Consider the following 15346-nt stretch of genomic DNA (forward strand, 5'->3'; position numbering starts at 1 on the left):
TTAAAATTTATTTAACATATACAAAACGCTGAATATTTGCGGTTATCCTTATTTTTTCTAATTCGATACATAAATTTATACTTAAATTCAACTAATAAACGTAATTTTTGATGGAGTAAAAAAAGCTAAAAACTTTTTTCAGCAAAGAGAAGAAAAAAAATTCTTCCCTTTTGCTGAAATGATAAAAAATGCTCATTTTTGCTCCTCGTCCAAAAATCGCGAAAAATGGAACATTTAAAATCTGAGCAAAGGTACGAAATCGAAGCCTTACTGCAAAAAAATCACACACAAAAAGAAATTGCCGAGTATTTAGGCAAAAGCGAAGCCACTATCAGCAGGGAAATCCGCAGAAATTGCGACCAAAGAAGCGGAAAGTACCGTGCTGAATTGGCTATGAGAAAATGTGCTGACAGGCACAAAAATAAGCGTAAAAAAATCCGCTTTACCGAAGCAATAAAACAAGAGGTAATTAATTTGTTGTCAAAAGATTACAGTCCTGAACAGATTGTTGGCACGATGAAATTAGCGGGCAAAGAAACAATCTCTCACGAGCGAATTTATCAATTTGTTTGGCAAGACAAAAAACAAGGCGGAAAGCTACACAAACACTTTCGGACGAAAGGAAAATGCTATCGGAAGCGAGGCGATTTGAAGGACAAAAGAGGCATTATTACAGGGAAAAAAAACATTTCCGAACGTCCAAAAATCGTTGAAGAACGCACCAGAGTTGGCGATTTTGAGGTTGATTTAGTCATCGGAAAAAACCATAAACAGGCGATTTTAACGATGAACGACAGGGCGAGTGGTTACACATTTATAAGGCTTTTGCAGAGCAAAAAATCGGAGGAAGTGAAGTGTGCAATAATAGAAATATCTATTGAAAATCAGTTAATTATCCACACTTTGACTTCGGACAATGGCAAGGAGTTTTCCAAGCATAAGGAAGTTTCTGAAGCGTTGAACTTGGATTATTATTTTGCGAATCCGTATCACAGTTGGGAGCGAGGTTCTAACGAGAATTACAACGGACTTTTGCGGCATTATTTTCCTAAGGATAAGGATTTTAGCCAGATAACTCAGGCGGATTTGGATGTGGTTCAAGACAAATTAAACGACCGTCCGCGAAAAAGATTTGGATTTTTATCACCAAAACAAGTATATTTGCAACTAATTAACAGCGACTAAAAAAGTTGCATTTATTACTTGAATGTGCGGATCATAAAATGAACGAAAAAATACTATTGGCAGGGGCAACGGGCTATTTGGGGAGATATATTTTGGCTGAATTGCTCCAAAACGGCTATTTTGTACGGATTATTGTCCGAAATAAATCTCAAATATCACCCGAAATTCAGAAATTGCCCCGTTTGGAAATCATTCAGGCGCAAATAACCAGCCCCGAAAGCCTTGAAAATGTCTGCAAGGGCATCGATAAAGTCATTTCTTGCGTGGGAATTACCCGCCAGAAGGACGGGCTTTCCTATATGCAGGTCGATTTTCAAGCCAATAAAAACCTGCTTGACGAGGCGGTGCGTCAGGGAGTGAAAAAGTTTGTTTATGTCTCGGTTTTTAAGGGTAGGCAAATTCGCCACACCGCCGTTGGGGAAGCCAAAGAGCGATTTGTGGACACGCTCAAAGCGTCGGGAATGAATTACTGCATTGTCCGTCCCACGGGGTTCTATTCGGATATCGGGGAACTCTTTCAGATGGCGAAAAAGAGCGGCAAAATTTCTCTTTTCGGGAGCGGAAATCTTTCCATCAACCCCATTCACGGCGAAGATTTGGCAAAAATATGCGTTCGGCAGATTCATTCGGACGAAAAAGAGGTTGATATAGGCGGCAAGGAGGTCTTTACGCAGAACGAAATCGCCGAATTAGCCTTTTCTGTGTTGGGGAAAAAGCCGAAAATTGCTCATTATCCCGATTGGATGCGAAAATTAACCCTGAAAGTCGGGAAAATATTGCTCCCAAAGTCTGTTTACGGAAAGATTGAGTTTTTTCTGACAACCATCGCAATGGAAATGACAGCCCCCGAGACAGGTTCTCACACATTGAGGGCATATTTTGAAGAATTGAACATCTGAAATAGAATTTTCCCTTGCAAATGTGCGATATATTTCTTTCTTTTCCAACAATGTGATCTTGATCAACTTTTTTTAACAAACTTTCGTTATTATTTTTACCACATTAAACCTAATTAAAAAGAAGGAGAAAAATCATGAGTAACACTCGTATTGAAGTCGATTTACTAGGTGAAAGAGAAGTATCTAATGACGTATATTGGGGTATCCACACATTAAGAGCAGTAGAAAATTTTAATATATCTAAAAACACTATTTCTGATGTGCCTGAATTTGTGCGTGGTATGGTAATGGTGAAAAAAGCCACAGCATTGGCAAATGGCGAATTAGGTGCAATTCCGAAAAAAATAGCCAATGCGATTGTACAAGCCTGTGATGAGATTTTAGTTAAAGGGCGTTGTATGGATCAATTCCCGTCTGATGTGTATCAAGGTGGTGCAGGAACTTCGGTGAATATGAATACCAACGAAGTCGTAGCGAATCTTGCATTAGAATTGTTAGGTCATCAAAAAGGGCAATATGATATTATCAACCCAATGGATCACGTTAATGCCAGCCAATCCACTAATGATGCTTATCCAACAGGATTTCGTATTGCAGTTTACAACAGCATCGTTACCTTAATTGATAAGATCCATTATTTGCAAACAGGTTTTGAAAATAAAGCAAAAGAATTTGCTAATGTATTAAAAATGGGTCGTACCCAATTACAAGATGCCGTACCGATGACAGTGGGGCAAGAATTTAAAGCCTTTGCGGTATTATTGGAAGAAGAAGTGCGTAATTTAACCAACATCTCTAAATTATTGCTTGAAGTGAATCTCGGGGCAACTGCGATTGGTACAGGATTAAATACCCCTGATGGGTATTCGCAATTAGCGGTAAAATATTTAGCTGAAGTTACCCAATTACCTTGTGTTTTGTCTGAAAACTTGATTGAAGCTACTTCAGACTGCGGTGCTTATGTCATGGTGCATGGTGCATTAAAACGAACTGCGGTGAAATTATCCAAAGTTTGTAATGATTTACGTTTGCTTTCCTCAGGTCCAAGAGCTGGATTAAATGAAATCAATCTGCCAGAATTGCAAGCAGGTTCGTCCATTATGCCAGCCAAAGTCAATCCTGTCGTGCCAGAAGTGGTGAATCAAGTTTGCTTTAAAGTGATTGGTAATGATACTACGGTAACATTCGCTGCCGAGGCAGGTCAATTACAATTAAATGTGATGGAACCCGTAATCGGTCAGGCTATGTTTGAATCTATAGAGATCTTGGCAAATGCTTGTGTGAATTTACGCGATAAATGTATTGACGGCATTACGGTCAACAAAGAAATTTGTGAAAATTTCGTCTTTAATTCGATTGGTATTGTCACTTATCTTAACCCATTTATTGGTCATCATAATGGTGATATTGTGGGTAAAATCTGTGCGACCACGGGTCGAAGTGTGCGAGAAGTTGTGTTGGAAAAAGGGTTACTTACTGAAGCACAATTAGATGATATTCTGTCTGTGGAAAATCTGATGAATCCGACTTACAAAGCGACTCGTTTTGTTGACAAAGAATAGATAAAAAAACAAAAATATTCACCGCACTTTTTGATAAAAAGTGCGGTGAAAAAGTAGATATTTTTTAACGTTTAGGCAAATAACGTGTTGGATCCACAGATTTACCTTTGTAACGAATTTCAAAGTGTAATTTTACGCTATTGGTACCCGAATTCCCCATTTTAGCAATCTGTTGACCTGCTTTCACTTGTTGTTGGTCACTCACTGCAATGCTGTCATTGTGAGCATAAGCACTTAAGAAATCATCATTGTGTTTGATAATGATTAAGTTACCATAGCCACGTAACGCATTACCAGCATAAACCACTCGACCAGCCGCTGCTGCATAAACAGCTTGACCTTTGGAGCCACTAATATCAATCCCTTTGTTACCACCATCGGAATTAGAAAAGCCTTGTACTACTTTTCCCGTGGTTGGCCATTGCCAAGCAATGTTAGATTGTGGTGCTACTGAGTAACTACTACTTGAACTTGAAACTGCTGTAGCAGTAACTGTTCCTGCTGTGGCGACTGTACCAGTTGTACCTGCCACCACGCCTGTTGTTGATGTGGCTTGTTCAGCAGAGCCTGCAGTAGCTTTTACTGGACCTGTTACAGTTCCGTCAGAACCATATTGTGTCCCATTAGCTGCCGTAGTGTAAGTCACTTCTGGTTGTGTTGTTACTGTCACTTCCTTACATTCTTGTTTGGTTTCGGTGGTTACATTAGAACCATTAGAAGTTTTTAAGGTTTGCCCAACACTCAGTGTATAAGGCTCGCTCATTCCATTTAGACTCGCTAATTCTTTGACATCAATCCCCGCAATATAAGCGATCAAGAACATGGTATCGCCTTTTTTCACGGTGTAACTGTTAGCTTTGTAAAAACCTTTGTCAATTTTGCTGTAATCTGGTGCATTGGTTTCACTGTTACGTGGAATATTGATATTTTGGCTTTGGTTTGTTGCCACTTGCTTGGTTACTTGTACCGGAGTACACACCGTTTTCGTTGTTGTAACAGGTTGTGCAGATTGTTGAACCTGTTGTAATGTTGGGGTTGTGGTATTGGTAGTGCCTGCATAAGTACCCGCTTGATTTGCCACTGTTTGCGTGACAACTTGATCATTCATACCTGTTGGCATACTACTTGGTTGAACCTGCGGTTCCCAAGTGCTATTAGTATGAGTTTCTACAGGTTGCATAACACCTGGTGTCAATGTACCATCAACACTTTCAACGGGTGCAGAGTGGTTAGAACTTGAACAAGCCGTTAACACCAACGCAGTTAAAGGTAGTAATAAAAATGTCTTTTTCATAGTTAAAATCTCTTAATCATTGCATATTAGATGGCATTTGGCTTGCTTGAATTTCTGGCATAAAACTTCCTCCCTCTATGGCACCCGTTCCTGCTACAGGTTGCATAATGCCATTAGGTAATTGGTTTGGATCTTTGGGTTGTGGTGTCGGTTCTGCCGAACAAGCTACCAAGCCACAGATTATGGCGAATACAAAAATAAATTTTTTCATTATTTTTCTTACCTCAAAATTAAATAAGCAATTACAGCAAGTACGACAACGGACCAGCCGATTAATTCAATAGATTTGCGTAATTTCGCTGCAAATTTTGCACCGCCCCAAGCGGATAATTTTGCGACCATAACAAATCGAGCAAAACGAGAAATAAACGCGGTGGCGACAAAAGGCAAAAATGCCATTTGCATTACCCCTGCTGCAATAGTAAAAATCTTATAGGGAATAGGTGAAAAACCTGCGACAAACACAACTAAAATTCCCCATTTTTCAAACCAAGAAATTGCAGTATCCCATTGGTTTTGATAACCTAGTTTAATAATATATTCTTGAACTAAATCAAAAGCATAATAACCTAACCCATAACCAATCATACCACCTATAGCTGAGGCAAGTGCGGTGTAAAATGCGAATTTTAATGCACTTTGGGGTTTAGACATGGACATGGGAATTAGCATCACATCTGGCGGAATAGGGAAGAAAATGGCTTCTATGAAACTCACTAAACAAAGCCAAAAGGTAGCAAAACGATGCTTTGACCATTGCATCATTTTATCATACATAGTACCGAAAATTTTCAAAATGATATCCTGTTCTAATTGCGATAAGCATGAAAGCGTTATTATTCACTTTCTAGCCAGTTTTGTAAAGCCACGATTGAATGATGAGCCGTCATATCTGGTTGGATTGGGGTGATTGCCACATAGCCATTTTGCACCGCATAAAAATCCGTTCCATCCCCATCTTCATCAGGCAAGCCAGCAGGACCAATCCAGTAAATTACTTCGTTACGAGGATCTTGCTGTTTAATAATTTCTGCCGCAGATAATCGATTTCCTAAGCGACAAACCTGTATGCCTTTCAGTTCATGATAGGGCAAATCAGGCACATTGATATTGATAATCTCACGGCTTTTGAGTAAGTTACCATGTAAGCGTAAAACAAGATCACATACCACTTGAGCTGCGGTTTCATAATGTTGGCGACCATCTAAAGATACTGCAATAGCGGGTAAGCCCAAATGGCGACCCTCAAATGCGGCAGCGACCGTACCTGAATAAAGGGTGTCATCGCCTAAATTTGCCCCTGCATTAATACCTGAAACCACTAAATCAATTTTGCCAGACAAGAAACCGTTCAAGGCTAAATGTACACAGTCAGCAGGCGTGCCGTTAATACAATAATCGCCATTGTCTAATTTGCGTGGACGTAGTGGTTCAACTAAGGTTAATGAATTGGAAGCGGCACTGCGATTCCGATCGGGGGCAACCACAATGACATTTGCCAAGCGACGTAGATGTTTGGCTAGAATTTGAATTCCTTCGGCGTGATAGCCATCATCATTAGATAATAATATATTCATATTGCTTTCCTATTGTTATTCTTCTGTTAACGCCAATTCTCGCACTAATGCCGTAGCATAACTGCCAGCTGGCAAATAAAAATGCAGTTTTAATCCAGATTCTACAAACTGCCAAGAAAAATCTTGTGGTTGCATTAATAATGGGCGACGTGCGGGTTTTAGTCGTTCTTGTTGCATTAATTTTTGTAATGTTTTATGTTCCGCAACAATCATATTTTCTACATCAGATGCGGGCTGTACGATTTCACCTATTAACGGAGCAGTGAGTAAAATATCTCGCTTTTCTAACCGCACTTGTAAAGCGGACAAATCTTCGTGTTCATCTACCACAAACCAGCTATGCGAATCGTTTAATTGTACAATATCCTGCGGTAGAATTTGTGTTGCCAAGCCCATTTCAATACGTTTAGATACAACTAAATTAAACACTTCGCTACGGCTTGCAGAAAGATAAAAACTGCGTTTTTTACGATCCTTGACCTGAATTTCACCTTTTGCCCAACGCATGGCTTGGATTAGATTATGCCCTTCTCTACCGAAGCGTTGTTCAGTGAAATAATTGGGAAAACCGACATTGTTTAGATTTTCTAACCGCACTTTTAGTTCATCGGTTTCTACCAGATGACGTAATAAAATCTCAAAATAGTTACCAGCTAAACTGCCAGTACGGATTTTACGATTATGCCGAGTAACCTCAAGAATTTCCACACCATCTAACTGAAATTTGTCAAAATCAGGTGTGGGTTGACCTGGCATTTGCAAACAGAACCATTGTTCCGTAATCGCATGGCGATCTTTTAAGCCAGCATAGTTCATATTACGCACGGATAGATGACAAAAATCTGCTAATTTTTCACCTACGAATAAGGTATTTGCATTGGTTTTGCGAACCTTTACGGCGACAAATTCACCCGCACCAGACATTTCATAGCCGAGATGTTCTTTTACCACAAAATCCGAGCATTCTGCTTTCAAAAGTGCGGTCTGTTTTGGACGAGTTTGTAAATAGGCTAAATCTAACATTAGGCTTTTACCAACAATATCATCGCTTCGGTTGCAATCCCCTCACCACGTCCAGTAAAACCGAGTTTTTCTGTGGTGGTGGCTTTCACATTTACTTGTTCAAGCTCACATTGCAAATCTGTCGCAATCACAGCTCGCATAGCATCAATATGCGGTCGCATTTTGGGGGCTTGAGCGATAATGGTTACATCGACATTGCCGATTTTATAGCCTTTCTGTTGCACTTGAGCAAAAGCTTCACGCAGTAAAATACGGCTATCAATATCTTTAAATTGCATATCCGTATCAGGGAAAAGTTTGCCTATATCGCCTAATGCCACCGCACCAAGTAAAGCATCTGTTAATGCGTGTAATGCCACATCACCATCACTGTGTGCAATAAAACCTGTATGATAAGGCACCGTCACCCCAGCAATAATTAATGGGCGATCTTGCCCAAAAGCATGTACATCAAAGCCGTGTCCGATTCGCAGCATAGTGTTTTCCTTATTATTTTTGTTTAGACAAATAAAATTCCGCTAACGCCAAATCTTCAGGGCGAGTGATTTTGATGTTATCGGTTCTGCCAGTAACTAAGTGTGGTTGAAATCCAGCAAATTCCATGGCAGATGCTTCATCTGTAATAGATAAACCTTGTTGTAAGGCTGTTTGTAAGGCATTGCGTAATAAATCCACGGGGAAAAATTGTGGAGTTTGAGCCAACCAAATTTGATTGCGATCTTCGGTTTGTTGAATTTGTCGCTGATTAGTTGCTCGTTTGATGGTATCTACCGCTGGTATGGCTAGAATTGCACCATTTGGATCTTTGATTGCTAACAATTTGTCTATATCAGCATGGGTTAAGCAAGGGCGAGCAGCATCATGTACCATGACCCAAGTGTTCTCAGTTATCGCAATCTGTTTTAATCCGTTTAGTACGCTATCGGCTCGTGTTTCACCGCCATTAATTACACAAATTCTTGGATTTGCCAGAAAAGGTAGTTCGCTTAAATAGGGATCATTGGGTGCAACCGCTAAAATGATTTGATCAAAATTTACTGGGTGGCTGAGTAAGACATTCAGGCTATGCTCTAAAATGGTTTTTGCTTGAATTGTTAAATATTGCTTAGGTTTATCCGCTTGCATGCGTGAACCAATCCCAGCCGCAGGTACGACAGCCACAATTCGGCGATTTTCAAGGGCATAAAGTGCGGTGTTTTTTGCTTGATTTTTTACTGTCATTAGTTATTTTCTTTCACAATGCGATAAAAGGTTTCGTTTGGTTTGACCATCTCGTATTGTTGTCTGGCACGTTCTTGAATCGCATTAACACCGTCTTTTAGGTCTTTGATTTCAGCCGAAATAACTTGATTACGTTGCAAAAGCTTCATATTTTCTTCTTTTTTTTGTGCAATTTCTTCAGTGGTTTGTTGGTTGTCAAAATAGCCATTTTTACCAAACCAAAAATCATATTGGAATAGCATTAGAACAGCGATGAGCAAGATAGTTAATAAACGCATAATGTTGTTAATTTAGATGGATAAATTTATTTTGATAGTTTAGGGGAAAAAAGGGTATAAAACAAACACAAAATCATCCTTTTTAATTTTTGAGAATTTTATAGCGAGATTGCTAATACTAAGAACTTTGTTCTTTTTTGTTGGAAATTTTGCTTTTTATTGGTTATTTTGCAGACAAGCGGTATAATACCTTAAAGTTGTGGGTAGTTTAAGGAGAGCATAATGTTAAAAAATTTATCACTGGTGATTGTATTAGCCTGTTTATCCGCTTGTTCATCAGTGACATCTTACATTCCATTTATGGGGAATGATAAAAAGGTGATTGATTTGGAGGAAGAACAAATTGATCAGAAATCTTATGCAGTGGCTTATTCTGCTACTACACAAACCTATAAAGGCACGGTAAAAGAAGATTATGATGTGAATTCTTTTACTAGTGGGGTGAATGATTGGTATTTAGGTCGAATTTTAGTTTCTGTTGATCAAGTAAAAGCGAAGTTGGCATCGGGTATTGATAGTAATATTCATGCTTATTATAGCGGTGTGGTTTTTGCCTCGGATTTACAAAATAATTTTAGTCGGTTAAGCAAAGACTGTTGGTCTAAAATTGATCGCCCAAGTATGACCCAAGGGATTTATGATGCGATGCGTGATTTACAAAAAGATCGTACTAAATCGGAAGATGATGAATACCTTAGTAAAGGTAGTGAACAGTTATTGAGTGTTTGTAAATAAAGTGATGAGTTAGGTTCTTGGTGATACAAGAAACTAACTTTTTTTTTCGTTAAGGAGATATGCCGAATGTTTAATTTACCCGAAAATTATATTCATCTTGCTGCACAAGCAGAGAATAAACAGCAAGCTATTGAAATGGCTGCCACTGCATTGAGTGAAGCTGGATTAGTCGAGCCAGCTTATGTGCAAGGTATGTTAGCTCGTGAACAGCAAACTTCCACCTTTTTAGGTAACGGAATTGCAATTCCACATGGCACTTTGGAAACTCGTTCTTTAGTTAAGGATACGGGGGTGGCTGTATTCCAATTTCCACGAGGCGTTGAATGGAGCGAAGGCAATACTGCTTATGTGGTGATTGCGATTGCAGCTCGTTCTGATGAACACTTGACTTTATTACGTCAATTAACCCAAATTTTAGACGATGAAGACACCGCAGCAAGATTAGCCACAGAATCTGATGTGGGTAAATTTCGATCTTTATTATTAGGTGAACAGCAAGTTTTAAATGTTTCTGCTGAAACGATTACGCTTGATGTGGACACTGATAGTTTACTCACCTTGACCGCAATTAATGCAGGTAAACTAGAAAGCCAAAGTGCGGTGGAAAATAGTTTTGTTTCTGAAGTGATTGGCTCACCAGCCTTATCGCTTGGTAACGGGCTATGGTTAACAGATAGTACGGTGGGTAATCTGAAAAATGGTTTAGCTTTCAGCCGTGCCCAAAATAATGCGTTAGCTGTAGTTACGGTATCCAGTAAAGATGATGGCGTGAATAATGTATTAGCTCGTTTGCTTGAGCCAAATGTACAACAATGTTTATTGCAAGGTTCTGTTGCACAGATTTTATCAGCATTAAACGGTGAGGAAATAGTGGTTAATAGCCAACAACCGAGTGATGCGAAAAAAGTGGTTATCGGTACATTTACTATTCGTAATGAACATGGTTTACATGCTCGCCCAGGAGCGCTGGTGGTAAGCCTCTTAAAATCATTCCAATCTCAAATCACGGTACAAAATTTAAATCGTGAGAGTAAAGCGGTTAATGCTAAAAGTGCGATGAAAATTGTGTCTTTAGGTGCAGTGCAAGGTCATCGTTTACGCTTTATTGCTGAGGGAGATGATGCGTTAGTGGCAATACAAACGCTAGGTAAGGCTTTCGCTGAAGGATTAGGTGAATCCCCAGTGTTAACTGCACTGACTGAACCTGATAGCATTGAAGTGAAATCTATAAATGCTGAAAGTGCGGTGCAAAAATCAGCAGAAAATCCAGAAACAGCATCTGAGCCATCTATTGAAGCGACATTCACGCTTTCAAATGAGCATGGTTTGCACGCTCGACCAGCTACTATGTTGGCAAGTGAAGTGAAAAAACATAATGCCAGTGTGGCAGTACAAAATTTAGATCGTGGTACGGCGTTAGTCAGTGCTAAAAGCGTAATGAAAATTGTATCTTTAGGGGCAGTAAAAGGACATCGTTTACGCTTTGTCGCCACTGGTGAACAAGCTCAACAAGCTATTGATGGTATTGGTGCAGCGATTGCGGCTGGTTTAGGCGAATAGGAGCAGAATAATGGTAAAAGTAGCAACTATCACCCTAAATACTGCTTATGATTTGGTCGGGCGTTTGGCTCGTATTGAATTAGGCGAAGTCAACCAAGTCGAAACATTAGGGCTATTTCCTGCAGGTAAAGGGATTAATGTCGCAAAAGTATTAAACGATCTGGGCGTAAAAGTCGCTGTTGGTGGTTTTCTTGGCGAAGATAATTCTGGTGATTTTGAACACATGTTCCAAAATCTTGGTTTAGAAGATCGTTTCCAACGTATTGCAGGTAAAACTCGGATTAACGTAAAAATTACCGAAACCGAAGCCGATGTTACTGATTTAAATTTCTTGGGCTATCAAGTGCAACCACAAGATTGGCAAACTTTTGTGATTTCATCATTAGATTATTGCCAGCAATTTGATATTGTGGCAGTGTGCGGAAGTTTGCCTCGAGGTGTGAGTCCCGAGCAATTTGCTGAGTGGTTAGGTCAGTTAGCTAAAGTCGGTGTGAAAGTGGTGTTAGACAGTTCCAATGCGGCATTAAGCGAGGGATTAAAAGCAAATCCGTGGTTAGTCAAACCCAATCATCGTGAACTTGAAGCGTGGGTTGGTCAACCGTTAAATTCTATTGATGAAATTATTCAAGCCGCAAAGAAATTACAAGCTCAAGGTATTGAGAATGTAGTGATTTCAATGGGGGCGAAAGGAGCATTATGGTTAAGTCAGACAGGCATTGTGCGAGCAGAGCCACCACGTTGTGAGAATGTGGTAAGTACTGTTGGTGCAGGTGATTCTATGGTGGCTGGCTTGATTTATGGCATGGTGAATCAACTTTCGCAAGCGGATAGTTTGGCATTTGCCAGTGCGGTATCAGCATTTGCCGTATCACAAAGTAATGTGGGTGTGAGCGATCGTCAGTTGTTAGATCCTATTTTGCAACAAGTTAAAATAACAGTTATTGAAGGATAATTTATGCGTATTTTTATGACATTTTCTGAAAACGTTGGACAAGCCAAAGCCTTTTTAATTCGTCAACGTTTAACTCGAGCGGCTCAAGCGAAAAATATTCAGTTAGCTGAACAAGCGGAGAAAGCGGATGTAGTTTTGGTGGTGGGAAAAACCTTGCCAAATTTAACCGCACTTCAAGCTAAAAAAGTAGCATTGGTGGAGCCAGAAACAGCTTACCAATCTCCAGAGCAGGCATTAGTCCAAGCACAAAACAATGCAGTAGATTATGTTGCACCAGTACAAAGTGCGGTGCAAACGGGCGTAATTTCTGGACGTAATATTGTGGCGATTACCGCTTGTCCTACAGGGGTAGCACATACCTTTATGTCAGCGGAAGCGATTGAGAATTATGCTAAAAAAATGGGCTGGAACGTACGAGTGGAAACTCGTGGTCAGGTAGGGGCAGGTAATCCGATTACTGAGGAAGAAATTAAAGCGGCTGATTTAGTTTTTGTGGCGGCAGATATTGATGTGAATTTGGATAAATTTCAAGGCAAACCGATGTATCGTACTTCTACGGGATTAGCTCTGAAGAAAACCGCTCAAGAATTTGAAAAAGCCTTTGCAGAAGCCAAGCTGTATCAGCCGAGTGCTAGTGTTCAAACGGAACAAGCCAAAACTGAACGGAAAGGGGTTTATCAGCATTTAATGACAGGTGTATCTCACATGTTACCGATTGTCGTTGCGGGTGGTTTATTAGTGGCAATAGCCTTTGCATTAGGCGGTATTTATGTGGGTAATGAAGAAAATGCGGGGACACTAGGTTACGATATCATGAAACTTGGCGGTGCAGCGTTTGGGTTAATGATAGCGGTATTCTCTGGTTATGTCGCCTATTCTATTGCAGACCGTCCAGGGTTGGCAGTTGGTTTAGTAGGTGGTTCATTAGCTGCCAGTGCGAATGCAGGTATTTTAGGGGGGATTATTGCGGGTTTCCTCGCTGGTTATGTGGTGAAAGGGTTAAATCATCTGATTAAATTACCTGCCAGTATGGCATCCCTTAAACCGATTCTCATTTTGCCTTTATTTGGCACAGCAATAGTCGGTTGGTTGTTAATTCATTATTTAAATCCACCCGTTGCCTTTGCAATGAAATGGCTTGAAAGCTGGTTAGCAGGCTTAGGTTCAACTAATGCGATTTTCTTCGGAGCGTTATTGGGCGGAATGATGTGTATTGATATGGGGGGACCTGTCAACAAGGCTGCTTATGTGTTTGGTACAGGTCTATTAACCTCACAAATCACCACCCCAATGGCTGCGATTATGGCAGCAGGTATGGTGCCACCGATTGGTATGGCGATTGCCACTTGGATTGCTCGTAGTAAATTTGATGATGCCCAACGCAATGCTGGTAACGCAGGTTTTGTATTAGGACTTTGCTTTATTTCAGAAGGTGCATTGCCATTCGTAGCAGCAGATCCATTGCGTGTAATTTTATGTAGCGTTATCGGTGGGGCAACCGCTGGAGCAATTTCAATGAGTTTAAATATTAGTTTACCAGCACCACATGGTGGGGTATTCGTTGTACCATTGGTTTCTCAACCGTTAATGTATTTAGGTGCCATTGCGGTGGGATCTATTGTTACAGGCTTGTTGTATGCGATGATTAAACCAAAATTGGCGAAAGTATAATTAACCTATATTTCTCGTTGATCGGTAAATTAAACCCTGTGCGTTGGCGTGCAGGGTTTGTTTTTTTTACTATTTTTTACTAAAATAGTGTTCATTAATAATGAATACTATTGTTTGATAGTATCAAACACTTTGGGGTAAATATGATTTTAAAGTCTGAATTAGCAAAAACCATTGCCAACCAACGCCAGCGGTTAAAAACGTTGGATAGTTATCCACGAAAAATGTTAAGCCAAATTCATTTGTTACCTGATTTTGTTTTAGTCGTGTCAGGTATTCGCCGTAGTGGCAAAAGTACGTTGTTAGCTCAGTTGATCGATAATCAACAAGAAAATGACTATTTATTTTTGAATTTTGATACTCCGCAACTGTTTAATTTTGAGTTTAACGATTTTGCTTTGCTAGATGAAATTATGCAAGAAAACACCGCACTTTCTACCTTGTATTTTGACGAAATTCAGGTGATTGAAGGTTGGGAAGTTTATGTGCGTGGCAAGTTAGACCAAGGTTATCAAGTAGTAGTCACTGGATCTAATGCGTCCTTATTAAGTCGTGAACTTGGTACAAAGCTGACGGGGCGACATATTAGTAGAGAGCTTTTCCCGTTCTCTTTTGTAGAATTTTGTGAATATTTAGAATTGGAGAAAAATAGTCAATCCGTGAATGATTATTTAACTTTGGGCGGTTTTCCACAATATCTGCATTGGCGTGATGAAGAGATTCTAACCAGTTTGCTTAATGATATTCTGTATCGGGATATTGTAGTACGCTTTGGGATTCGTGATGAGCAATCAATGAAACGGTTAGTGTTATTTTTGGCTGGCAATGTGGGTAATCTTATTTCTGCTAATAAATTAAAACAAAGCCTTGAAGTTAAAAGCACGTCAACGGTACAAGAATATTTGAATTATTTAGAACAAGCCTATTTAATCCAGCTTGTGCCTAAATTTTCTTATTCTTATAAAAGTCAGTTGGTTAATCCAAGAAAAGTATATTTTATTGATAACGGCTTACAGCAAGCTATTAGTCCATCTTTTACGCAAGATAATGGGCGTAAACTAGAAAATGCGGTTTTTGGGGAATTACGCCGACAATATCAGGAAATTTATTATTACAATGAAAATAATAAAGAATGTGATTTTGTGGTGTGTCAAAATAACCAACCTATTTTGCTGCTCCAAGTTTGTTGGCAATTAACTACAGAAAACCAAGAACGAGAACAAAATGGCTTGTTAGATGCTATGGTGTATTTCAATATGGATCGGGCTGTGATAATTAGTTTTGAACAGCAAGATAAAATATTGATTGGAGAAAAAGTGATTGATATTGTGCCGTTTGGAACTTTTTTTACTGGGAATTAGAAAGATAGCAAGTATCAATCACTTTTTG

At 39.6% G+C, this 15346-nt stretch carries 16 protein-coding genes; 8 read left to right on the forward strand and 8 right to left on the reverse strand.

The features are described 5' to 3' along the window. Positions 1-225 precede the first annotated feature (225 nt). The 3 genes from O1Q80_RS01935 to aspA all read left to right on the forward strand — a co-directional run bounded on the left by O1Q80_RS01935 (position 226) and on the right by aspA (position 3646). A complete protein-coding gene (locus O1Q80_RS01935; protein ID WP_386695349.1) occupies positions 226-1185 on the forward strand; it encodes an IS30 family transposase in 960 nt (319 codons plus the stop codon). A gap of 38 nt (positions 1186-1223) precedes the next feature. Then, positions 1224-2084, forward strand: coding sequence for an SDR family oxidoreductase (locus O1Q80_RS01940; protein ID WP_386695351.1), 861 nt, complete (start codon positions 1224-1226; stop codon positions 2082-2084). A 134-nt stretch (positions 2085-2218) separates the two neighbouring features. Then, positions 2219-3646: an aspartate ammonia-lyase gene (aspA, locus tag O1Q80_RS01945; protein WP_386695353.1), complete on the forward strand. Its 1428-nt coding sequence runs from the start codon at positions 2219-2221 to the stop codon at positions 3644-3646. Positions 3647-3710: 64 nt separating this feature from the next. Here aspA and nlpD read toward each other — a convergent pair whose 3' ends face one another. Genes nlpD through ftsB form a run of 8 tightly spaced genes read right to left on the reverse strand, consistent with a single transcriptional unit; the run spans position 3711 to position 9039 of the window. Continuing rightward, on the reverse strand, positions 3711-4940 hold the full coding sequence (gene nlpD / locus O1Q80_RS01950) for a murein hydrolase activator NlpD (protein WP_386695354.1): 1230 nt from the start codon (positions 4938-4940) through the stop codon (positions 3711-3713). Positions 4941-4956: 16 nt separating this feature from the next. Beyond that, complete coding sequence (locus O1Q80_RS01955; RefSeq protein WP_386688658.1) at positions 4957-5151, reverse strand: hypothetical protein; 195 nt, start codon at positions 5149-5151, stop codon at positions 4957-4959. Positions 5152-5159: 8 nt separating this feature from the next. Next, a complete protein-coding gene (locus O1Q80_RS01960) occupies positions 5160-5735 on the reverse strand; it encodes a YqaA family protein (protein WP_386695356.1) in 576 nt (191 codons plus the stop codon). Positions 5736-5776: 41 nt separating this feature from the next. Continuing rightward, entirely contained in the window at positions 5777-6517 is a 741-nt protein-coding gene (surE, locus tag O1Q80_RS01965; protein WP_386695358.1) for a 5'/3'-nucleotidase SurE, read from the reverse strand. Between the two features lie 15 nt (positions 6518-6532). Beyond that, a complete protein-coding gene (gene truD / locus O1Q80_RS01970) occupies positions 6533-7540 on the reverse strand; it encodes a tRNA pseudouridine(13) synthase TruD (protein WP_386695360.1) in 1008 nt (335 codons plus the stop codon). Then, positions 7540-8016, reverse strand: coding sequence for a 2-C-methyl-D-erythritol 2,4-cyclodiphosphate synthase (gene ispF, locus O1Q80_RS01975; RefSeq protein ID WP_386695362.1), 477 nt, complete (start codon positions 8014-8016; stop codon positions 7540-7542). Before ispF ends, truD begins: the two co-directional genes overlap by 1 nt. 13 nt (positions 8017-8029) lie before the next feature. After that, positions 8030-8761 carry a 2-C-methyl-D-erythritol 4-phosphate cytidylyltransferase gene (gene ispD / locus O1Q80_RS01980; protein WP_386695364.1) on the reverse strand — a complete coding sequence of 244 codons (732 nt, stop codon included), beginning with the start codon at positions 8759-8761 and terminating at the stop codon, positions 8030-8032. Next, complete coding sequence (ftsB, locus tag O1Q80_RS01985) at positions 8761-9039, reverse strand: cell division protein FtsB (RefSeq protein ID WP_386695366.1); 279 nt, start codon at positions 9037-9039, stop codon at positions 8761-8763. Before ftsB ends, ispD begins: the two co-directional genes overlap by 1 nt. A 222-nt stretch (positions 9040-9261) precedes the next feature. Between ftsB and O1Q80_RS01990 the strand changes: the two genes are divergently transcribed. The 5 genes from O1Q80_RS01990 (at position 9262) to O1Q80_RS02010 (ending at position 15318) form a co-directional block, all read left to right on the forward strand. After that, positions 9262-9774, forward strand: coding sequence for a hypothetical protein (locus tag O1Q80_RS01990; RefSeq protein WP_386695368.1), 513 nt, complete (start codon positions 9262-9264; stop codon positions 9772-9774). Between the two features lie 66 nt (positions 9775-9840). Next, positions 9841-11334, forward strand: a complete 1494-nt coding sequence (fruB, locus tag O1Q80_RS01995) for a fused PTS fructose transporter subunit IIA/HPr protein (RefSeq protein ID WP_386695370.1) — start codon at positions 9841-9843, stop codon at positions 11332-11334. A gap of 10 nt (positions 11335-11344) precedes the next feature. Beyond that, positions 11345-12286 carry a 1-phosphofructokinase gene (fruK, locus tag O1Q80_RS02000; protein WP_386695372.1) on the forward strand — a complete coding sequence of 314 codons (942 nt, stop codon included), beginning with the start codon at positions 11345-11347 and terminating at the stop codon, positions 12284-12286. Between the two features lie 3 nt (positions 12287-12289). Further along, positions 12290-13957, forward strand: coding sequence for a fructose-specific PTS transporter subunit EIIC (locus O1Q80_RS02005; protein ID WP_386695374.1), 1668 nt, complete (start codon positions 12290-12292; stop codon positions 13955-13957). 143 nt (positions 13958-14100) lie between these two features. Then, positions 14101-15318: an ATP-binding protein gene (locus O1Q80_RS02010; protein WP_386688632.1), complete on the forward strand. Its 1218-nt coding sequence runs from the start codon at positions 14101-14103 to the stop codon at positions 15316-15318. The last annotated feature ends 28 nt before the right edge of the window (positions 15319-15346 follow it).

The sequence above is a fragment of the Lonepinella sp. MS14435 genome (assembly GCF_042485795.1).
Lineage (GTDB): Bacteria > Pseudomonadota > Gammaproteobacteria > Enterobacterales > Pasteurellaceae > Lonepinella.